Origin of the sequence: Streptomyces sp. NPDC058195, from assembly GCF_042883525.1 — a bacterium.
In the GTDB taxonomy this organism is placed as follows: Bacteria; Actinomycetota; Actinomycetes; order Streptomycetales; family Streptomycetaceae; genus Streptomyces.
The window spans coordinates 67,684-88,042 of record NZ_JBHVVM010000003.1; the positions used below are offsets into that span (position 1 = coordinate 67,684).

The following is a 20,359-nucleotide window of genomic DNA, read 5'->3' on the forward strand; positions in this document are numbered from 1 at the left end:
GTGCCGCTGGGGGCGGGAGCACTCGGGCCTGCGCGCCGGCCACGACCGCCCTTGCCGCACAGCTGCTCCCTGCCCCCAGTGGCGTGCCCAGCCTGCCGCACGGATCACCCCGACCGCCCGCACCGAATCGCGGGTCGGTACACGTATCTGTGCGGCCGTCTGCCCTCACCCCGCCGGCGTCGGCATACGTACCGGCGCGGGCACGGTCTGCGTACGGAACTCAGGGTTTCAGTACCGACGCGATCTCCGTGCGCGAATCGATGGAGAGCTTGGTGAGGATCCGTTCGACGTGGGTGTCCGCGGTCCGCTTGGAGATCACCAGGTGTTCAGCGACCTCCCGGTTGGACAGGCCCCGTGCGACCAGGGTGGCGACCTCCCGCTCCCGGGGGGTGAGGAGGTCGGCCGCCGCGGGCTCCGGCCGGGCGCGGGGCACCGTCCGCCGGGGTGAGGGCCGGTCGGTGTCCGCCCGGACCGCCGCCAGGATCTCGGTCCCCGACAGCCGCACCCCGACGCCGTGCCAGCGCTCGTACTCCGTGTCCCCCAGCGCCTCCCGCACCGCGCCGCGGGTCTCCTCCTGCTGGTCCAGCACGGCCGTCAGCATGGCCACCGGATCGCCGCTGAGCCGACGCGCGCCCTCCGCGTACCCCAGCAGCCAGGCGGCCCGGACGTAGCGCTCCTGACGGGCCGCGTACCAGGAAAGTCCCAGGCAGCAGAGCGCCGCGACCAGTACGTCACCGATCTCGCTGACGGCCTCCAGGGACTGCCGCAGCGCCTCGGCCGCCTCCTCGTGGCGACCCGCGAGCCAGAGGATGAGGCCCTGCGCCATGAGCGTGGAGCCGTAGAACTGCCGGTCGCCCGTGCCGTGCAGATGGGCCAGCCCCCATGCGCACATCTCCAGGGCCCCGTCGGCGTCCCCGAGTACGGCCCGGAGCAACGCGCCTTCGTAGTGGACCATGCTGATACCGAGCAGGTCGCCCACGGCGACGATCTGGCGACGGCCCTGTTCCAGGTCGGCGAGCCCTTCCTCGATCTCGCCGCACAGCGCCCGCATCGCGCCGTTGTACGCCTCGGTGAACAGCGCGACGCGCTGTTCGTCGCAGTTCAGCGCCGATTCCCGGGCCTGCCTGAAGAGGCTCGGCGCCTCGTCGAGAGCGGCGGTCCAGGTCGCGAACACACCGGTCATGAACAGGCCCCAGGCCCGCTCCGGGCAGTCGTCCGGCACCAGGCCGAGCCCCTTGTCGATCCAGTACCGCCCCTCCGACAGGGTGCCGCTGGCCCGCCAGTGAGGGGCCATCCAGACGGCGAGGATCAGTCCTTCCGCCGCGCCGCCCTCCGCCGAGAAGGCGTACTTCATCGCGGCCCGGATGTCGGCGATCTGGCTGCTCACCGCCCGGTGCAGGTCGGCCTGGGCAGGAGTGATCAGCTCGTCCCACATCCGGCGGGCCGTCTCGCGATGGTGCTCGAAGTGCCGCTCTCTTACGGCGGTCGCGGTCCGGTCCTCGTCGAGGCGCTCGGCACCGTACTCGCGGATCGTGTCGAGGAGCCGGTAGCGCGCCCCGTCCTCACCGACGCGCTGCACCACCGACTTGTCGACCAGTCCGAAGAGCGCCTCCAGCACCGCGTCGGACGGGAGCCGGTCGCCGCCGCCCACCCGCTCGGCCGCCGACAGCTCGAAGGGCCCGGCGAAGACCGACAGGCGTGCCCACAGCAGGCGCTCCGCCGGGGTGCAGAGCTCGTAGGACCAGCCGATCGTGGTGCGCAGCGTCTGGTGGCGGGCGCAGGCGGCGCGCTGACCGCCGGTGAAGACCTCGAACCTGCGGTCCAGCCGGGCCACCAGCTCCGCCAGCGGTGCGACCCGCAGACGCACGGCGGCCAGTTCGAGGGCGAGCGGGATTCTGTCGAGCCGCTCCACGAGGGAGAGCACCTGTTCCCGGTTGGCGTCGCCGACGGTCCAGCCCGGCAGCACCCTGGCGGCCCGCTGGGTGAACAGTTCCACGGCGTCGTCCACACCGAGCGGCGCGATCGCCATCGTCTGCTCGTCGACGACGTCGAGGGGCTGGCGGCTGGTGGCCAGGACGCACACCCCGGCCGCCTCGCGCAGCAGGACGTCACAGAGGACGGCGCAGGCGTCGACCATGTGCTCGCAGGTGTCGAGCACGATGAGCAGCCGCTGCCCCTTGAGGTGGGCGACGACCGCGTCCAGCGGCTCCATCCCGGCGTGCTCTGGCACCTCCAGCACGGCGGCCAGCGTCTCGGGCACCAGCTCGGGGTCCGGCAGCGCCGACAGTTCGGCCAGCCACACCCCGTCCGGGAACCGTTCCCGCAGGCCCTCCGCGGCGCGCAGGGCGGTGCGGCTCTTGCCGACGCCGCCGGGCCCCACCAGGGTGACGAGCCGTGCCGCGCGGAAGGCCTCCTGGATCAGCGCGATCTCCTCGGCCCGCCCTACGAAACTGGTCCGTTCGGCGGGGGGCTGCCCGCTGCGCCGCTGCCCGAAGCCGAATCCCATGGGGCCCCCGTGATGCTCAGGTACTTCGCCTCTTCGCGAAGCATCAGCACAGTGTAGGTCTGCGACTCCGGAGCGTCGTCATCATATGAGATGACTTCTGGATGTCACACATATTTCGGGCGCGCCGCGCGGGCCATGGGAGCGAGACCGTCCTCAGACACGTCCGTCCTGGGCGGAAGCCCTGATCGACCCCCCGTCCCCTGGCGGACAAGGACCCGCCGCGGTGGATGCCACCGGCCGAGTCCGTGCGGTGCACCTGCCCCGCCGACTGGACTGCCACGAAACTCCGCTGGAAGCTCACCGCGGACACCCCAGGAGCGCGACGCGCTGGAGACCTGCGCCATGGGCTGCGCGGACACCGTCGTGACGTACGAGGTCGCGGCCGCAGACGCTCGCGTCCCGTCCTCCGGCCGACGGTGTCTCGCGGCTGCGGCGGATGCCGCGCCCGTCCTGCCCGGTCAGGAAGCATTCGGCTTCGCCTGGTTCGACGACACCTGGGGACGCGGGGCCGGACAGGAACCACGACGGCGTCGCGCCCACACCACGGCGTACGACAAGGTCCTGGCCGCATGGCGCCGGTTCCATGACGCTGCCCTCGGCACCGGCCCTGCCGTTGCGGATCCGGCCGTGGCCGTCGCATGCCGATCACCGGAATCCCGGCGCTCGCCGACCGGCCGTGGCCAGCCGACGAGCCAGGAACAGCGGGCTCAGCGGGCCAGCAGGCCCTGGATCGCGGCCACGATCTCGTCGGGTGCCTCTTCGGCCATGAAGTGCCCGGCGCGGGTCAGCCGGTGATCCAGGTCCGGCGCCCACGCCTTCCACACCCCGGCAGCGTCGTAGCCCAGCCGCGCACCCCAGTCCTGCTGGACGACCGTCACCGGCATGGCCAGTTGCGACCCGGCGTCCAGGTCCGCCTGGTCGTGCAGGACGTCGATGTCCGCCGAGGCCCGGTAGTCCGCGACGATCGACGTCACCGCCGCGGCGCTCGCGCGCAGGTACTCGGCACGCACGTCCTCGGGCATGACGGCCGGGTCGTTGGCCCAGGCGTCGAGGAACGAGCCGAAGAACGCGTCCGCGCTGCCCGCGATCATCGCCTCCGGCAGGCCCGGCGGCTGCGCCATCAGGAAGAGGTGGTAGCCGACCGCCGCCGAGACGCCACGCAGGACGTCCCACATGTCGAGCGTGGGCACGATGTCGAGGATGCCCAGGTGCGTGATGGTCTCCGGATGGTCCAGCCCCGCCCGGAAGGCGACCAGGGCGCCCCGGTCGTGGCCGACGAGAGCAAAACGCTCGTGGCCGAGTGACGCCGCCAGGGATACGGCATCGGCGGCCATGGTGCGCTTGGCGTACACATCGGGGCTGGTGGCCGCCGGCCTGTCGCTGGCGCCGTAGCCCCGCAGGTCAGGGCAGATCACCGTGTGCTCGTCGGCGAGCCGCTCGGCGACATGCCGCCACATCAGGTGGGTCTGGGGAAAACCGTGCAACAGCACGAGCGGGCTGCCACTGCCGCCGACAGCCGCAGCCAGCTCCACACCGTTCGCACCGGGCAGGCGGACGTAATCGAAGCCGGGAATGGCAAGGGGCATGAGGGACCACCCTTTCGGGTCGGGGACTTGACCGGATCAGCTTGGGCGACGGCGATCAGCAGCCGATCAGTACGGTCGGGCGCAGCCGTCCCCAGCACGGAGGATGGAGGCATGCGAATCGACGTGCTCGGTGTGGTGCGGGCCCTCCGCGAAGACGGCAGCCCGGTTGACCTTGGCGGACCCCGCCATCGTGAGGTACTCGCCCGGCTCGTCGCCGCCGAGGGACGGATGGTCACCACCGACGCCCTCGTCGATGACCTGTGGACCGATCCGCCGCCCCGCGCCGTGGGCGCTTTGCGTACGTTCGTCGCCGCGCTGCGCCGCGCCCTGGAACCTGACCGGCCGCCCCGCAATCCGCCGCACGTGATCGTCACCGAAGGTCCCGGCTACGCGCTGCGCCTGCCGCGCGACGACGTGGACGTCTGTCGGTTCCAGGACACCCTCGCCCGAGCCCGCCGCACCCCCGACGCGGTGACCGACCTCGGCGCGGCACTCGCGGCCTGGCGCGGACCCGCCTACGCCGATGTGACCGGCTCGGCATGGGCGCAGCGCGAGCGGACCCGGCTGGAGGAACTGAGATGGGAAGGGGCGGAACTGCACGCCCGTATCCTCCTCGACTCCGGGGAAGGAGCCGGCCTCGTTGCTGAACTGGGTGCCCATGTCACCGAACACCCGTGGCGCGAGCCGGCCTGGGAGCTGCTTGCCCGCGCGCTCCACCGCGCGGGCCGCCAGGCCGACGCGCTGGCCACCCTCCGCCGCGCCCGCGCGATGCTCGTTGACCAGCTCGGACTCGACCCCGGTGCCGGCCTCCAGCGCCTGGAGACGGACATCCTCAACGGCTCCGTGCCCCCCGGAGGAGCACGTACCGCGTGGACCGGCCCTGGTGTCCGGCTCGGCCCGCGTACCACCGTGGATCTGGCCCGCACCCTCGCACTGGCGGGTGGCGACGCCCTCGTCCACTCGCGGCGCGACCGCCTCGCCGCCATCCAGGCGGCGGAACGCACGGGAGACCTGGCCCTGACCGCCCGGATCATCGGCGCCTACGACGTACCCGCCCTCTGGAGCCGGGCCGATATCCCCGAGCAGTCCCGCGCCGTCGTGGCGGCTGCCGAGCGCACGCTCACCGCGCTCGGCCCCGGCAGTCCCGCCCACTTGTCCGTCCGCCTCCTCGCCACGATCGCCGTCGAAAGCCGCAGCGCCGATCTGTCCGGGACCGAGCAGAGGCGCGCACAGCAGGCGGCACGGCAGGCCGAGGCGCTGGCGCGGGGCCTGGCCGATCCCGCCCTGCTGGTCTTCGCTCTCAACGGGGTGTTCCTGCAGTCCTTCACCCGCCCCGGGCTCGCTACGGTCCGGGACAGCATCGGCGCCGAGATCCTCGGCCTGGCCACCCGGCACGAGCTGCCGGACTTCGCCGTACTCGGCCGGCTCATCCGTCTGCAATCCGCCTCGGCCCTCGGTGACCTCGACGCCGCGGCCTCGCACGCCGAGGCCGCCGAGCAGCTCGCCGCAACCACCGAGGCGCCCCTCGTCTCCGTCCTCACCGGATGGTTCAGGGCACGGGCCGCGGCCACCCGCAGCACCGAACCCGGCGGCCCGGCCGCCGCCACGGCGGCAGCGCACTTCCGCGCTGCCGAAGGCGCCCTCCGGACGGCCGGAATGCCGGGGCTGCACCGCGGCCTGTTCCCGCTCGCCCTGCTGGGGCTTCGCCTCCTGCACGACCGGCCCGCGCCTACCGGACCGGACCTCGACTGGGGCCCGTACAGGCCCTGGGCACGCCCCCTTGTGCTGCTCGCGCAGGACCGGAGAGAGGAGGCCCGTGCCGCCCTTGCCGCAGTGCCCGAACCACCGCGTGACCACATGCAGGAGGCCATGTGGTGCCTGACCGCTCGCGCCGCTGTACGCCTCGGCGAGCGCGGAGTCGCCGCACGCGCTGAGACTGCCCTGCGCGGCGCCTGTGCGGAACACGCCGGCGCCGCCAGCGGAATGCTGACCCTGGGCCCGGTGGCGCGGTACCTGGCAGAGGCGCAGGCCTGCGCCGCAGCAGGGTAGGCGACCGCGATCCGCGACCCCCCGGGCCCGTCCGTGCTCACCCCACGGACCCGGCGGGATCGGGCCGCCATGGCCTTCAGGAGTTCCGCCGCCGCCAGCACGCGGTTGTGACGGTCTGGCCTGTGGTAGGGGTAACGGCCTTGCCTGGCGCTTGTTCGCGCTGGTCCGGGGGATGTGTGGGCGAGGTAGACGATCAGGCGGCCGCTGGTGGCGGGAGGGGGCAGGGCGCCGAGTCCGAGACGGTAGGCGGTGCTGCAGCGGAGTTCACCAGCGTGGAACGCTGTTCTTCCTCGCGGGTGATCTGCCGGTCGAGGGCGCCGCGGCCTCACTGGCCAGGCCCTGATCCCACATCACCACCCTCGGAGCAGGTGGACCGCCAAAACCTTTGGCCCCGGCTCGCTGCCCACGTGAGGATGCCTTCATGCGCTTTCCTTCTGCCTCCGACCCCGGGCTTCTCAACGTCATCGATCGCTACGTCACACCAGCGGCACAGGGTGTCGGGCGCTACCTGCACCTGCTGCACGGCAACTTCGCACGTGACGACGAGAGTGAGCGCACTCCCTTCCTCCAGGCCCTGAGCACTGCCGCCCGGGAGATCACGGACGATGAACTCGAAATCCTGCTGGAGAGCGAATGGCGTTCCCGGCTCACGGCCGCCTGGCTGATCGGCTTCGACCTCCGCGAGCACTTCCGCGATGTCCTCGGTGACCTGCTCCTGGCCAGCCAGCTCTGCTTCGCCGGACAGGGCTACTGCTTTGCCCTCGCACGCTTCGGTACCGACGAGGACGCCCAGCACCTCGCGGTCTACCTGGACCGCTACCTCCGACGGCCGGACTGCCCGTACGACCAGCGCTGGGCCATCAGCGCGCTCCTGCGCATCGACAGCCGTACCGGAAGCGAACACGCCGCCCGTTTCCTGCATCCCGGCGGCCTCTGGGACCAGTGGAACGAAGCCCAGGGCAGGAGGAGGCCATCGCCGCCGAGCCGGTTCATCGACGAACTGTGCGCCCACGCTGACGAAGACGCGGCCACCAGAGACCCGCGTTCAGCACCACAGGATGCGGGGACCGCACCATGACCGAACCGAACCGCGGAGAGCGCCGGTGGCCGGACAGTGCTCGGGGCAGGCCGGCTTCGGATACCGGTGGGCCTGTCCTCACCACCGGCTACGTCGGAAAGAACCGGTCCACGACCGTGCTCACCGCCGTGGAAGTGGCCGAAGAAGTCTTGTGACGCCCGCGAGCACGAAGGACACCCGGAACGGCCCCGCGTTGGGACCAGCGGACCCGTATGAGTCACGGCCCCGCGCCGCACCCTGCCTGGATGGTCCGGGGCAGAAGGCCCCGCGTCGGCACCAGCACGAGAACGCGCCCCTCGCCTTCCCCGGCGACGTGCCCTGTGCCTTCGGCGCGCGGACCGGTACCTGCTGCGCGCCTTCCAGCGCACGTTCCATGACCAGATCGTGTGGCCCCAGGAAGCCGACGCGCTCCCTCTCGACTACATCATCGCCCTGGAAGCCACGACATGAGCTGGCCGCCCCAGCAGATCACCGCAGACATGTCCGTCAGCAGCACCGAGGCCCGGACGCCCGATGTCAGTGCTGGCACGTAGGGTGCCGGGCATGCCCCGTTCCTGGACACGACCGCATGAGCACCTCGGTGAGCCGCCCGGCCCGCTCTCCTTCGGCATGGTCGCGCGGGCGGCGGCCGACCAACTGGCAGAGTCTGACGGCCTGGACGGGAAGAAGCAGCTCCCCCGCCCTTCGCGGGAAGGACGGGGGAACGAACGCGTCAAGGACATCGCCGCGATGGCCAATACCACCCCGGCTTCACCTCCGTCCCCGGCGGAGCCCGGTACCCGCATGCGGTCCAGCCCGTCACCGCCAGCCTCCTGCCCTCCGACGAGGACAAGACGCTCAAGGAGAACGCAGGCGTTGTTCACCGACCTGACCGACCAGTTCGGCCTCAACTCCCGGATATAAGCCCGCACAGCAGCCCGATCCACTGAATGGAAGACGTCCGTCATGTTCCAGAAGACCCCTGTCTACGACCGCCTCGTCGCCGAGCGCGGCGACGTTCCCGCCCTGGTCCGCGGGGAAGCCGACCGCCTCCACCACCAGCTGGCACCACTGCTGCGCCTGATGCCCGCCGCCCGCCCGCGGCAGGAGCCGCCGGGTGCCTCTGGCCCGTCGGCCCCGTCTGCGCAGTGGACCTGACAGACCCGGGGCAGGGCGAGTCCCGGGCGCTCGCCCGGGACGGCAGCCGCTGGTTCACGTCCACGAGGCGCTGAACAAGGCGTACTCAAGCAGACCGGACGAGGCGTCGGACGGCCGCGTACCCGTTGCTGATACCTGACCGGCAGCCGCCCGCATGAACAAAGAGGGACACCCCGTAGCGGTGCGGTGACCAGGCCATCCCTGCGCTCCCGCGCCACCCCCTTCCTCCGTTGGAGTGCCGCACGACGCCTCTGCCCGCCCGGTCTGGTCATCGATCGCCCAGCCTCGCAACACCCTGGCCACTTCCCAGCCGAGGACGAGGCCCGCAAAGTGCTGCCGCGCTGCTTGAACGGCATCACGCTGCCCCTGGACGTCCCTGTCGCGGCTGCTCTCGCCCGTCTCTACGCCTTCCCCTGACCCGCACCGTCCAGCTCACCGAGAACCACATCGGCAGTGGCCAGGAGCACACCTACTCATTACTCGTCGGCCGTTCGACTCACTGATCGTTTCAGAATGCCTTCCGGAGTCGGCGGAGGCAGATGATCGAGCAGGCAAGTTCGAGCAGACCTTGGTGGAGGTCCGCTCGGCGTTCGTAGCGGATGCGGAGCCTCTTGAACTGGTGGAACCAGGCAAAGGTGCGCTCCACCACCCACCTGGTGCGTCCGAGGCCAGAACCGTGCGGGGCACCGCGCCGGGCAATCACGGGTTTGATGCCGTGTTTCCACAGCAGCCGACGGGACTTGTCGAAGTCGTAGCCGCGGTCGGCGAACAGGCGCTTGGGCCTGCTGCGGGGCCGTCCGCGCAGCCCGGGTACCGGCGGAATTGCATCCAGCAGCGGGATCAATTCCGTCACGTCGTGACGGTTCCCTCCGGTCGGAGAAACGGCCAGCGGAGTACCGTGCCGGGTCAACGATCAGGTGGTGCTTGGAGCCTGGGCGGGCGCGGTCAACCAGCGATGGCCCGACGCCTCTCCCTCCTTTCAACGCTCTGATGGGTGAACCGTCGATCGCGCAACCGTCCATCTCCATCTTTCCTGCGGTCCGCAGCTCGGTCAGGAATACCTGATGCAGGCGGGGCCAGGCACCGGCCTGGGTCCAATCGCGCAACCGTCGCCAGCTGGTGACTCCTGAGCAACCGATCAGCATTGCGGGCACGTCTCTCCAGGCCACTTCCTTGCGCAGGACATACACGATGCCCGCCAGTGCCACCCGGTCGGGAGTGCGCACTCGTCCAGGGGATCGGTGCCTGCGCGCCGGTGGTGCGGGAAGCAAGGGCTCGACACGCTCCCACAGGTCATCAGGAACGAGATCGTCAGTCACCTGTCGAGATCTCGGCCTGGTCGAAGCGACGTGAGTGCTGTGACGCTGGCCGGTCCCGGTCAGTACACCTCGCTTGCACGGCCGGGGCATGCGCGGGCTGATGCCGTCGTCGGCGGCTTCCGCAGAGCTTCAGTACAACGATGCTGGTGGGGACGGTGAGGATCATCAGCACACCGCAGCCGACGAGGACAGCGGGTGCGCTGGTCCAGTCGAGGAGGAAGCCTCCGAGGGCGGCTCCGAGGGGAGAGGCTGTCAGGAGTACGGCGCTGCGCGCGGCCAGAACCGTGGTGAGGGAGTCGGCGGGTGCGCGGTCCTGGATCAGAGTGAAGGAGAGCGCGGAGTAGGGGCCGTAGACGAGTCCGGCGAAAGCGAAGCCGATCAAGGAAGGGACGGCGGTGTCCGTGAGGGCGAAAGGGAGCATCCCGATGCCGTGGCCCGCGATGATGCCGAGCATGGCCGGCCACAGGGGAAGCCGTTTGGCCGCGCCCAGGGCGAGGGCGCCGATGACGGCTCCGATACCGAAAGCGGCCCAGTAGGCGCCGAGCAGCCCGGCACCGGCATCGAGGTCGTCGGAGACGAACAGAGGAAGGGCCACTTCGACGGGGCCGAAGGCGAGGTTGAACACCCAGGTCACGAGGAGCAGGCCGAACAGTTCCGGCTGGCGGCGCAGGATGCTCAGCCCGCGCTGTGTGCCGCCGGTCACTGGGGGCACCGGTGTCCGGGGCAGGGTGGTGCGGCCGGTCTGGAGGGCGAGCACGGCGAACGTGGCGGCGTCCAGGCCGATGATCCACGCCGGGGATATCACTCCCACGAGGAGGCCCGCGAGGGCGGGGCCCGCGATGGTCGCGGTCCAGAGGCTGGTGCTGATCACGCTGTTGGCCGCCAGGCGCTGGTCTTCAGGGAGCAAAGGGGCGAAGAGTGCGTGCTTTCCGGCCTTGCCCCAGGCGTGCAGCAGAGAGGAGGCGCCCAGGAGCCCGACGTACACGGCCGGGGTGAGCAGCCCCGCCATGTGTGCGAGCGGGACTGCCCCCAGCAGTACGGCCCGTAGCGTGGAGTCGGTGACCAGGAGCCGCCGCGCGGGCAGCTGGCGCATCCACCTGCCCAGAGCCAGGGCGCCCAGCGCGCCAGGCAGGACGTAGGCGGCGACAGCGATGCCTGCCAGCGTGCCTTGGCCGCCGTCTGGGCCCAGTGCGAGCGCGAGCCACGCGACCGCGACGACGGTCATGCCGTCCCCCAGGTCGGACAACGCGAAGACCGGCATCAGCCGCCGAAAGGTGCGGTCGGCGAACAGTGAACGGTAGGGGCCGGGCAGCAGGCGTCCCGGTGCGGCTGAGAACATGCAGGTCACAGTCGCGCTTCAAGCATGCTTGAAGTCAAGGCCGGACCGAGGAGGAGGCGGGCGTGCGATATCTACCCATCGGCGAGCTCGCGGAGAAAGCTCATGTGCGTGCTTCGGCACTGCGCTACTGGGAGGAGCGCGGTCTGCTGCCCGGCGCGCGCCGCGAAGGCGGGCGTCGGGTGTGGCCCGCCACAACCGTCCGCCGGGTCGCCCTGATCAAGATGGCGCAGCGGGCGGGCTTCACCCTCGCCGAGATCACACAACTGCTGGCCGAAGACACCACGCCATCCGCAACCCGTCAGTGGCGGGACATGGCCACGCGCAAGCTGCCCGAACTCGATCGTCACATCGCGCAGACCCAGGCCCTGCGGCAGGCAGTTGCGGACTGCCTGGAGTGCGGCTGCATGAAATTCGATCAGTGCGCACTGCTCGACACCACGGACGTGGCACCCTGACCGCAAACGCTCGGTGGCCATGCAACTACCTGGCTCCGTCGATGAGAAGTGGCAACACGCGCCCACGTTTTGAAACGACAGTTATCCTCCGTCCGGTCAGGAGGGCGCGCCAGCCAGGACTTCCACCGTGCCCGTGTCGAGCGAGTAGTAGGCGCCCACCACGGCAAGGGCGCCCTTTCCCACGAGCGGGGCCAGATCATGATTGGATCGCAGATCGGCCGCGGTCAGCTTGACCTGGGCGCGGGCCATGGTCTCGACCGGGTCGGCGCCCCCCTCCCGGACGGCTTGTCTGTACGCCGGTTGCAGGGCCTTGACGATCGCCTGCAGGTTGCCGGGCAGCGGTTTGCCGTCACGGAGGGACGTGTACGCCGCCTTGACGGCGCCGCAGCGCTGATGCCCGAGGACCACGATGAGAGGCGTGCCACTCGTCATAGGCCCGTACTCGACAGAGCCAGTGACCACCGGGCCGACCGCCTCCCCACCGGTGCGCATCACGTAAAGGTCACCCAGGCCGGTATCGAAGAGGAGCTCAGGCGGCACTCGGGAGTCGATACACGAGAGGACCGCCCCGAAAGGCTCCTGCTCCTGGGCCACGAGCTGACGCCGGTTCGGATCCCGGTCGGGGTGTTGAAGGTCCCCGCTGACCCAGCGCTTGTTGCCTTCCATCAACCGCGCGAATGCCGTGGCGGGCGTGGTGGCCCGCGCTTCCGGCGAAGCGCTGGTCGCCGATGAGGCGGCCCTCGTCGATGAGCACCCCGCGAGCGCGGCCAGGGCGCCCGCAAGTCCGCCGGCCAGCAGCGTCCTACGTTTCGGATGTCCGGCTCTGTCCATCGGTCAGTTCCCCTCGATGCCGCTCAGACACGTCACTGCGTGTTGACCAGGCCAATGGTCCAGCGGGGTGTGGGTGCCCTCGCAGCAGGCACAAGCGGGCGCGGGCTACATTGCTCCGGACAGCCCACAGAACCAGCTCGGGCGACGGCGGATCCGCCCCCTGCCAGCCGCAGACCAACGGCACGGCCGAACGCGTCAACCGCACCCTGCTGGAGGAGTGGGCCTACCTGAAGCCCTGCACCCCAGCAACGAGCGCCCTGAGGCCCTGTCAGGCCTTCTCCACGACTACAGCCATCCCCACTGCCACACCGCCCCCGGAGGCCGACCCCGAGGGCTGCCAGGCGAGGCACACGGTCGAGTGCGGCATCAATCACCTCGAACGGCACCGCGCCGTGGCCACGAGGTACGACCAGCTCGCGGTCCGCTACGAGGCGACCGTCCTCGTAGCGGCCATCGATGCGTGGCTGTGACCCGCGCCTCAGCCCAGCAGTTGCGTGAGGCGCGCGAGGTCGTCGTGTGCGGACTCCTGTTCCTCCGGGGTGAGGTGGACTGCGGTGGCCGCGGCGAGCGCGGACGTCGCGGTGTCTTTCTCGCCGAGGCGAGCGGCGACGTCCGCACGCAGCACGAGAAGACGGAGCAGTTGCACAGGCGTGGGCCGCTCGTCCTGAAGGCGCAGCGCCCGGTCGATGATCGTCGCGGCGCCCGCCGGGTCTTCCTTGGAGTCCGCAAGGAGGGACGCGTAGTGCAGGGCCCGGGCGAAGGTCTCCTTGGGAGCGGGCCGGTGGTGCGGGTCGTCGCTCGTCTGCTGCCCGATGCGGATGCAGTTGCCGCCCGGATCGGTCATGAGGAACTGCCGAACGCCGTGTGACGTGTTCTTTAGCGGCCCGATTCGCGGCAGACCGCGGTTCGGCACTCTCCCGTACGCCGCCTTCAGTCTGGCCCGAAAGATCTCGTGCAGCCCGTCGACGTCATCAGTCTGGACGATGCACGTGCTGAACGACTCGGCCGGCTCGTACTGCTTCATCCCGAAGAAGTGGAGCTGTATGCCGCCGCGCTGGACGGCCGCGTACGGATTGGGGCTCTTCTGCTGGAAGGTCACCTCGAACCCAAGGGTCGTATAAAAGTCGAGAACGGGCTGGATGGTCTGGCACGGCAGGATCGGAATGGTCTTCTCACCCATGCCGCCACTCTAGTCAAGATTGAATAGAAGACTGCGGGATATGTCCGCGATCCACTCAGAGGCCCCTACAGAAGTCCCTGGCGATGTGACTGCGGGCTTGGGTGCTCGTGGGGCTGTTCGCGGGGCTGTTCGTGAGGAAGAGGCAGTCGCGTCCATGGATCGTCTCGGATGAACTGCGGCCGCTGACAGAGCCGTTGTTACCTGAGTCGGGGGCGAAGCTGGTGGCCGGTCGGCCGAGAGTGCGTGACCGCCAGGCCCTTTGCGGGATCCTGTTCGTGCCGCATGCCGGGATCCAGTGGGAGTACCTGCCGCGGGAGCTGGGTTCGGTTCGGGCAGGACGTTCTGGCGACGGCTCACGGCCGGGAACGAGGCCGGTGCCTGCGACAGGCTTCACGTTGTGCTGCTGGTCAGGCTGCGTGCGGCGAAACAGCTCGACTGGTCGCGGGCGGTGATCGACTCTTCCCATGTCCGGGCCGCTCGGCGAGGCCCAAAAGTGGGCCCAGTCCGGTCGACCGCGCACGGCCGGGCAGCAAGCACCACATCATCGTCGACGTGCAGGGCATCCCGCTCGCAGTGACCCTGACCGGCGAAACCGCAACGCCGTCACCCAGCTGACGCCCCTGCTCGCCCGGATTCCGTCTGTCCCTGGGCTCGTGGACCGCCCACGTCGGCGGCCTGACGTCCTGCTCGGTGATCGCGGTTACGACCACGCCAAGTACCGCCGCCTGGTCTGGGCACAGGACTCAAACCGGTCATCGCCCGCCGCGGGGTGCCGCACGGATCCGGCCTCGGTGTTCACCGCTGGTCCGTCGAGCGCACGATCGCCCTGGTGCCACAGTCTCCGGCGCCTCCGAGTCCGGTGGGAACGACGCGACGCGACATCCACGAAGCCTTCCTCGGCCTCGCCACCTGCCGCATCCCCCCACCGCCACGTCCAACGCCTCTGCCCAGGTCCTTGACCCTCAATTCGATCGACAGCTCGGCACATCCTTGGCAATGATGCGGTGCCGTCGAACCTCCATCAGGAGCCATCCGTGTCGTCCAGGACTGCAGACATCGACTTCACTTTCGCCCGCGAGCTCACGGTCCGCACCACCGTCGGGGCCCTGGCCGTCACGGGATGGGCACTGGAGCAGCCGCTCTCGTACATGGTGAACGACGACGGCCTCTACGACTGGCAGTCCACTACCCGCGCTCACATGCAGGATGTCCTGGTCGTGCTGGACGCACCCGCGCATGCGAACCACCACGTGGCCGTCTGTGTCTACCACGACGGCGCGAACACAGGCGGTCAGCTCCTGTTCTCTCCCGGCCGCATGGCGTGCAGCTTCATCCCGACCATCAACCGGCGGTGTCTGCCCGACGCGGTCGACTTCACCGACCTGAGCTGGTACATGCACACACTCGTGCCGCCCCTGCTGACGGTCGGGCTCACGAGCTACGAAGCATGCGACATCGGCCACTGAAGACTCTTGCTTGATCAACCCCCGATCCAGGCAAAGCCTTTGCTAGGACCTCTTACGATCCGGTCCGCAATTGAGGTCGGGGGGATTGGGCAGTTCGGGTTGAGATGCCCATGTGCCTGTTCAGGGCAGGCGTACTGAGATACTCCGGCCATGGATGCTGGGGTGATGGGGAGCGGTACGCGATCGGGCATGGCAGTGCCCGCACGGGCCACGTCGTCGCACGCCGCGGGCTGGGTGCTGCGTTCTGCGGTGGCAGCGGACATCGAGGTGATCGCGGAGTTGCGGGCCACGGTCATGCGTGCGGACTTGGAACGCCTTGGGCGCTACGACGAGCACCGGGTACGGCAGCGGCTGCGTGACTCCTTCTCCCCGCAGCACACGTCGATCATCATGATCGACCGTGAACTCTCAGGATGCGTCACGGTCCGACCCGCCGAAGACAGGCAGTGGCTGGAGCACTTCTACCTTGCTCCGCATTGTCAGGGCCGAGGGCTCGGATCCGCTGTGTTGCGCACGGTACTGGAGCGCACGGACGCGCGGGGCATGACGGTGGGCTTGAACGTCTTGCAGGGCAGTGCCGCCCGTCGACTCTACGAGCGCCACGGATTCGTCGTGGAAGCCCAGGATCCGATCGACGTCTTCATGATGCGCCCGCCGGGGGCGATGGCGGGCACGAAAGCCTGACCTGCGACGGTGCGACGGCCTCGACTCAGTGCGCGAGGCTGTCTTCTATGGCCGTGACGTGACAGCGGCCGCACGGGTTCTTCGCGTGTGACCAAGAAGTGGGCCCGTGCGACCTTGTCCCTTCCTGCCTTCTGCGGCGTCTCCCGTGCGCATCTCGGCGATTTGATCGGGGAGTTGGCACACCCTTGGCTGGCGCGGTGCGAGTCGGCACTGCGTGCGCGGCGAGGTGCTGCGCGGCGGCGGGCGGCCGGTGCTGGCCCGAAGCACGACCTGGTCTTCGCCGACCGGGTGCTGGTCGCCCTGGTCCACCTGCGCACCGGGCTCCCGCACGCCGCGCTCGCCTTCATCTCGGGCAAGAAGAAGCAGAACACCATCAAGACCACCACTATCAGCGACGGCCAGGGCCGTCTGCTGTGGCCCGGCGCGGACCGGCCGGGCCGCATGCACGACCAGACCGCGATGCGCACCAAGGGCATCGCCGAGCAGTTCCGGCTTCGCCCGGAAGTGGGAGCTGAGGTCGACGAGGGCTACCGGGGTCTGGCCAACGAATTCCCCGACCAGGTCAGCGCCCCGCCGAAGAAGCCGAAGGACGACGCACTGCTCGGCGAGCAGTACGCATGGCGGGAGATGCGCCGACGGCAGTACTCGGATCGGATCTGCGTCGAGCACGCCCATGCCGAACTGCGGCAGTGGCGGCCGCTCCAGCGTTACACCGGTCGGCCTGAGGACTACGCCGAGACCCACCGCGCGATCGCTTCGCTGATCTCGGACCGCTCCGCCCGTCGGCCAACCCGCCGCAAGCCAAGCACCGAACTGGTTCTCGCCCGCCAGACCGCCTGCTGACCAACCACCAGCCGAACCGCCAGGTCAGCACACCCCGACCTCAATCGCGGACCAGGTCGTTATTCCGTACTCAGCAGGCCTGAGAACGCGTTGTTGTACCGAACTTGATGGACGTGTTCCCCAGGTCAGGCATGACGTCGGGGTCGGCGAGGCAGGTTCAGGCTGTCGTTTTGTCTCGTCGGTGGAGGTGCCTGACGGCATCGGTCGTGGGGTTGTTGGAGGACCGCGAGCTGGCCGCGCGCGTGCGCGTGGAGGGACTGCGGGAGGAAGCGGACCGGGTACTGGCCGAGCTCGCCCAGGCGGAGACTGACTGGCAGAAGTGGCTGATCGCCCGGCAGCGCGTGGACGAGGTCTTGTCCGCGCCGCGGCGCTCGGAGACGGGAGCAGCCGGCCCTGTCTCGGTCGAGAACTCGTGTGTGCCGGAGCCGGAGGCGGCGGCCGAGGTGTCGTCCGTTGGGGCGCCCGCGCTTGGGGCCGCGCGGGCGGGTTCGATCGTGCCGGTGTGGCGGCCCGCGCTGACCGCGAAGGTGCTTGCAGTGGATTACCAGCAGATCCTTGCTGCCCTGGCGGAACGGCGCACGAAAGAGGACGGGGTGATGACGTGCCAGGAGATCGCCGTCGTACTCGGGCTGGAGCTGTGCCCGGCCAGCGTGGAAGGGGTACGGTCGAAGATGAAGCGCCCTGCTGACCGCGGCTGGGCAGCCGAGCCGGCCCCTGGCCGGTTCACCCTCGCCGACGGGCCGTCCTGCGGCTCATGAGCATAGAGACAAGGGAAGTTCTCTGTGGATGGCAAGCCCCCACTGTGCGTCGTGATCACTGGGCCTTCCGCCGCCGGGAAGTCGACGTTGGCGGCCGCCGTCCAGGAGCACGCCCGTGAGCCCCTGCTGCGCTTCGGAGTGGACGAGCTTTACCGAATGGTTCCCGGACAGTGGGCCGGTGGCGTTGCAAATGCCCGATTCGCTGAACGCGGTTTCACCTACCAGGATGTTCCATGCATGCCTGGGGCGCGCCGGATCAACAACGGTGTCGACGCCATTGCCATGCTTCGCGCGATGAACGCGGGGATCGTGGGAATTCTCAGCGCTGGCGTCGGTGTGATCGTCGACGGCCAGGCGTTTGAGCCCGTCGTCAACACGGACCTCGAAGGCCGACTCCTGGACTTGCGTGCACGGGGGCTGGCCCGGGTCGCCTTCATCGAGCTCTCGGTCACCGACGAGCCGCTGGCTGACCGGCAGCGCCGCCACTCTCATCCGGTCGGCCTTTCACTGCATCAGAACAGCCTGCCCAAGCAGGCCACCAAACCCGACCTCGTCGTCGAGACGAGCGGTATGTCGGCCGCCGAGGTTGCCGCGTACGTGTGCCGTTGGCTCGAAAAGGAGTATCTGGAGGTGTGACCGCGGGCATACCGGCCACACCTTGTCTCCGATCGGTGCAGACCACAACCTGATCAAGCATGATCTGCTCTGTGAACGCGACAACGTACGGCCCGGCCCCGCGCCGGTTCACGCTCGCCGACGGGCCAGACTGCGGCTCATGAGCATGGTCATCGACCACAGGACCATCCACTCGTGGACGGTGGGCAGCGTCTCGTAGTCGCGTACCAGCCGGCGCGAGCGGAACAACCACGCGAACGTCCGCTCCACGCACCAGCGCCTCGGCAGCACCACGAACCCCGATACGTCGTCGGGCCTTGACCCCATGCCCACGCCCCGGCCACCCACGCATCAGTGATCCCGGGGCACCGGCCTACCTCGACGACCATCCGCACGCAGGGGCGGTGGCCCCGCAGGTTCTCTCAGCGGCAGTTCAGCGGAAGGGGCGGACACTCGCCCCCTTCACTGCGGATCCGTCACCGGCACGTCGAACGTGAGCAGCCACAGGCGGTGTCTTTCCCGGCTGCAGCGCACCCACAGCCCCACCGGATCATGGTCGTAGATCCCATGCCACGTCTCGGAATTTGACCAGACCGGGTGACGGGTCCGTTCGCGTACAAGTTTGTGCCACTGCCCCAGTTCCATGCCGACGGCCGACGCTTCGCGGCCATTGCCCAAGACTCCGCCAACTTGAAACCGCAGGTCAAAGGGCTGGTGTGATCGGTTCTCGGGGTGCTCACGCTGGTCGTGGGCGGCAGTCTGGGGCATGAATCGTCTGACAGGGCGGCTTTGCCGATGAGTTCATCGTCCGTGAACGGTCTACCCAGCGACACGACCGTCCACGATAGGAGTGCCATGTCCACCATCCAGCCAGTGATCCTGACCGCCGACCATAACGTCCTGTTCAGCTTTTACAAGAAGTTGTTCGGCGCCGAGGAGATCTTCCGTGTACCGGAGGAAGGACCGGCTTTCTACCGCGGCTTGCGTATCGGCGACACCGACCTCGGGCTGGTGGCCAAGACGGACCTGGAGGCCGGGGCGGCACCGCGGATGCTGCTCAGCATCGGTGTCGATGACGTCGACGAGACGCTCGGCCGCGTGGAGGCTCTGGGCGGCTCGGTCCGCAGCGGCCCCAGCAACATGCCGTGGGGACAGCGCGTCGCCCACATCCAGGACCCCGACGGCAACCCGGTGAACCTGACCCAGCCGAACCCGGCCCAGTGACACTGTTCCAGGTGCTTGCGCCGGTCGCGGGCCGCCTGCGGTAGAGATCATTTGCTGGTAGTGGCCTTGATGCTGGGCGGACAGCGCTGTCTCGGGATGCTGTCTGAGGAGTAGATCGCCTGACGGAGCCGGACGGTTCGTTGATTCCTGCTCGCTGGGGCCGGGCGGCCTTCTACGATCCGGTACATGGATCCCGAGCTGCTGAAACGGATCACCGTGCGGCGGGCGGAGCTGGACGAAGTCGAGGAACAGCCGGCCAAGCAGCTGAGGAGGTGCGAGCCGAGCGAGATGAACTCGCCCTCGCCGAACGTGTCCTTGAGCGGATAATTGATCATTTCAGAATGATGTCCGGAGAGGACAAACCGGGCACCGCGAGGTCATCACGCACCTCGTCGTCACGGCACCATGGAGCACGCGCGCGGGCCAGCCTCGGCATGGCTGGTCCGGCCCCATCCCGGGTTCGGCGTCCCTGTAGTCCTCTGGGGTGGTGCCGTTGGCTCCCTCCCACCACGCGCGGCCAGCTCACGGCCCCGGACGGTACGCGGAGCCCGGAACGGCGGGTACCAGCGCCCGGTTCAGGTGCGGTCACCACCTCCCGAGGCCTCTGGCAGCAGGACCCCGCTTCGGAGAACGACCGCTCACAGGCAATCCGTCATATCACTGCACGGCGCGAGAACGCACGGGACAGTGGCACCCTGTCGACGTGCTCACCACGAGGGATTTCCAGCCGAGGGAACCAGGTGAGACATGGATCAGTACCAGGTCATCGACGACCGGATCCACAACCCGAAGGGCCTTGAAGTCAACGCGGTGCTGCACTGCAATCTGCGTTGCCGCTCATGCAGCCACCACTCGCCCGTGGTGCCTCCCTGGTTCGCCGAACCCGATCAGTCGGCCGCGACCTGACGAGACTGGCCAAGTCCTACCGGAGCGCGAACGTCAAGATCCTGGGCGGGGAGCCCCTACTGCACCCCGGACTGACCGACCTCATCCGGGAGGTCCGGGAATCAGCGGTCACCGACAAGATCATCCTCGCCACGAACGGACTGCTGCTCAGCTCGGCCGACGACCGGCTGTGAGCCATGGTGGACAGGATCGAACTCTCCCGGGAGCTCACCCAGGACCTGTACCGCCATCTCACCTCACCTCACCGCGCCGCCCCGCCGCGCGTGCCAGTGGTGCCTGGGCAGCGCGGGCCGTCGCTTCCCCCATGAGCAGGTCGAAACTCCCGTAGGAGCGATCAGCCGGACTCTCGCGAAGCCCGCCGGGACTGACCAGGCGACGGTCAC

At 69.3% G+C, this 20,359-nt stretch carries 19 protein-coding genes and 3 pseudogenes; 14 read left to right on the forward strand and 8 right to left on the reverse strand.

Going from position 1 to position 20,359, the window contains the following annotated elements:
- Nucleotides 1-220: 220 nt before the first annotated feature.
- Both ACFVWY_RS04435 and ACFVWY_RS04440 read right to left on the reverse strand, forming a co-directional pair.
- The gene (locus ACFVWY_RS04435) at nucleotides 221-2,506 is read right to left on the reverse strand and encodes an ATP-binding protein (protein WP_389867226.1); all 2,286 of its coding nucleotides are present in this window, start codon (nucleotides 2,504-2,506) and stop codon (nucleotides 221-223) included.
- A 707-nt stretch (nucleotides 2,507-3,213) separates the two neighbouring features.
- The gene (locus ACFVWY_RS04440) at nucleotides 3,214-4,092 is read right to left on the reverse strand and encodes an alpha/beta fold hydrolase (protein WP_389867227.1); all 879 of its coding nucleotides are present in this window, start codon (nucleotides 4,090-4,092) and stop codon (nucleotides 3,214-3,216) included.
- A gap of 111 nt (nucleotides 4,093-4,203) precedes the next feature.
- On the opposite strand from ACFVWY_RS04440, the gene ACFVWY_RS04445 reads away from it, so the two are divergent.
- The 3 genes from ACFVWY_RS04445 (at nucleotide 4,204) to ACFVWY_RS04455 (ending at nucleotide 8,356) form a co-directional block, all read left to right on the forward strand.
- Entirely contained in the window at nucleotides 4,204-6,141 is a 1,938-nt protein-coding gene (locus ACFVWY_RS04445; protein WP_389867229.1) for a BTAD domain-containing putative transcriptional regulator, read from the forward strand.
- Nucleotides 6,142-6,562: 421 nt separating this feature from the next.
- Nucleotides 6,563-7,219: a DUF6000 family protein gene (locus ACFVWY_RS04450; protein WP_389867230.1), complete on the forward strand. Its 657-nt coding sequence runs from the start codon at nucleotides 6,563-6,565 to the stop codon at nucleotides 7,217-7,219.
- A gap of 945 nt (nucleotides 7,220-8,164) precedes the next feature.
- Entirely contained in the window at nucleotides 8,165-8,356 is a 192-nt protein-coding gene (locus ACFVWY_RS04455; RefSeq protein WP_389867232.1) for a hypothetical protein, read from the forward strand.
- 508 nt (nucleotides 8,357-8,864) lie between these two features.
- Here ACFVWY_RS04455 and ACFVWY_RS04460 read toward each other — a convergent pair.
- Nucleotides 8,865-9,675 (reverse strand): IS5 family transposase gene (locus tag ACFVWY_RS04460; RefSeq protein WP_389867234.1). Its coding sequence is split into 2 segments (ribosomal slippage): nucleotides 8,865-9,251 and nucleotides 9,253-9,675, totalling 810 coding nucleotides; the frame shifts between segments, so codons are not numbered across the junction.
- Nucleotides 9,668-11,014, reverse strand: a complete 1,347-nt coding sequence (locus tag ACFVWY_RS04465) for an MFS transporter (RefSeq protein ID WP_389867235.1) — start codon at nucleotides 11,012-11,014, stop codon at nucleotides 9,668-9,670. Before ACFVWY_RS04465 ends, ACFVWY_RS04460 begins: the two co-directional genes overlap by 8 nt.
- A gap of 62 nt (nucleotides 11,015-11,076) precedes the next feature.
- Here ACFVWY_RS04465 and ACFVWY_RS04470 point away from each other — a divergent pair, with 62 nt between their 5' ends.
- Nucleotides 11,077-11,469: a MerR family transcriptional regulator gene (locus ACFVWY_RS04470; RefSeq protein ID WP_389867237.1), complete on the forward strand. Its 393-nt coding sequence runs from the start codon at nucleotides 11,077-11,079 to the stop codon at nucleotides 11,467-11,469.
- A 96-nt stretch (nucleotides 11,470-11,565) separates the two neighbouring features.
- On the opposite strand, the gene ACFVWY_RS04475 is transcribed toward ACFVWY_RS04470, so the two are convergent.
- A complete protein-coding gene (locus ACFVWY_RS04475) occupies nucleotides 11,566-12,300 on the reverse strand; it encodes a carbonic anhydrase (protein ID WP_389867239.1) in 735 nt (244 codons plus the stop codon).
- Between the two features lie 164 nt (nucleotides 12,301-12,464).
- Between ACFVWY_RS04475 and ACFVWY_RS04480 the strand changes: the two are divergent.
- Nucleotides 12,465-12,628: pseudogene (locus tag ACFVWY_RS04480) on the forward strand (integrase core domain-containing protein); the annotation flags it as partial.
- Between the two features lie 150 nt (nucleotides 12,629-12,778).
- On the opposite strand, the gene ACFVWY_RS04485 reads toward ACFVWY_RS04480, so the two are convergent.
- On the reverse strand, nucleotides 12,779-13,480 hold the full coding sequence (locus tag ACFVWY_RS04485) for a bleomycin resistance protein (protein ID WP_389867241.1): 702 nt from the start codon (nucleotides 13,478-13,480) through the stop codon (nucleotides 12,779-12,781).
- A 131-nt stretch (nucleotides 13,481-13,611) separates the two neighbouring features.
- Here ACFVWY_RS04485 and ACFVWY_RS04490 point away from each other — a divergent pair.
- The 6 genes and pseudogenes from ACFVWY_RS04490 (at nucleotide 13,612) to ACFVWY_RS04515 (ending at nucleotide 17,867) form a co-directional block, all read left to right on the forward strand.
- Nucleotides 13,612-14,480, forward strand: a pseudogene (locus ACFVWY_RS04490) (IS5 family transposase).
- A 34-nt stretch (nucleotides 14,481-14,514) separates the two neighbouring features.
- Nucleotides 14,515-14,946: a hypothetical protein gene (locus ACFVWY_RS04495; protein ID WP_389867242.1), complete on the forward strand. Its 432-nt coding sequence runs from the start codon at nucleotides 14,515-14,517 to the stop codon at nucleotides 14,944-14,946.
- A gap of 189 nt (nucleotides 14,947-15,135) precedes the next feature.
- Nucleotides 15,136-15,630 (forward strand): GNAT family N-acetyltransferase, encoded by a 495-nt coding sequence (locus ACFVWY_RS04500; RefSeq protein WP_389867243.1) that lies wholly within the window; start codon nucleotides 15,136-15,138, stop codon nucleotides 15,628-15,630.
- Nucleotides 15,631-15,804: 174 nt separating this feature from the next.
- Complete coding sequence (locus tag ACFVWY_RS04505; RefSeq protein WP_389867245.1) at nucleotides 15,805-16,473, forward strand: transposase family protein; 669 nt, start codon at nucleotides 15,805-15,807, stop codon at nucleotides 16,471-16,473.
- A 206-nt stretch (nucleotides 16,474-16,679) separates the two neighbouring features.
- On the forward strand, nucleotides 16,680-17,231 hold the full coding sequence (locus ACFVWY_RS04510; protein WP_389867247.1) for a hypothetical protein: 552 nt from the start codon (nucleotides 16,680-16,682) through the stop codon (nucleotides 17,229-17,231).
- Nucleotides 17,232-17,255: 24 nt separating this feature from the next.
- The gene (locus ACFVWY_RS04515; RefSeq protein ID WP_385828403.1) at nucleotides 17,256-17,867 is read left to right on the forward strand and encodes a chloramphenicol phosphotransferase; all 612 of its coding nucleotides are present in this window, start codon (nucleotides 17,256-17,258) and stop codon (nucleotides 17,865-17,867) included.
- Between the two features lie 108 nt (nucleotides 17,868-17,975).
- On the opposite strand, the pseudogene ACFVWY_RS04520 reads toward ACFVWY_RS04515, so the two are convergent.
- Nucleotides 17,976-18,164 (reverse strand): annotated as a pseudogene (locus ACFVWY_RS04520) (IS5/IS1182 family transposase); the annotation flags it as partial.
- Between the two features lie 144 nt (nucleotides 18,165-18,308).
- A complete protein-coding gene (locus ACFVWY_RS04525; RefSeq protein ID WP_389867249.1) occupies nucleotides 18,309-18,614 on the reverse strand; it encodes a hypothetical protein in 306 nt (101 codons plus the stop codon).
- An 87-nt stretch (nucleotides 18,615-18,701) separates the two neighbouring features.
- Here ACFVWY_RS04525 and ACFVWY_RS04530 point away from each other — a divergent pair, with 87 nt between their 5' ends.
- From ACFVWY_RS04530 to ACFVWY_RS04540, 3 genes are all read left to right on the forward strand, one after another.
- Nucleotides 18,702-19,070: a VOC family protein gene (locus ACFVWY_RS04530; RefSeq protein WP_389867251.1), complete on the forward strand. Its 369-nt coding sequence runs from the start codon at nucleotides 18,702-18,704 to the stop codon at nucleotides 19,068-19,070.
- Nucleotides 19,071-19,256: 186 nt separating this feature from the next.
- Nucleotides 19,257-19,397 (forward strand): hypothetical protein, encoded by a 141-nt coding sequence (locus ACFVWY_RS04535; RefSeq protein WP_389867252.1) that lies wholly within the window; start codon nucleotides 19,257-19,259, stop codon nucleotides 19,395-19,397.
- Between the two features lie 512 nt (nucleotides 19,398-19,909).
- Entirely contained in the window at nucleotides 19,910-20,149 is a 240-nt protein-coding gene (locus tag ACFVWY_RS04540) for a 4Fe-4S cluster-binding domain-containing protein (protein ID WP_389867253.1), read from the forward strand.
- Nucleotides 20,150-20,359 lie beyond the last annotated feature (210 nt).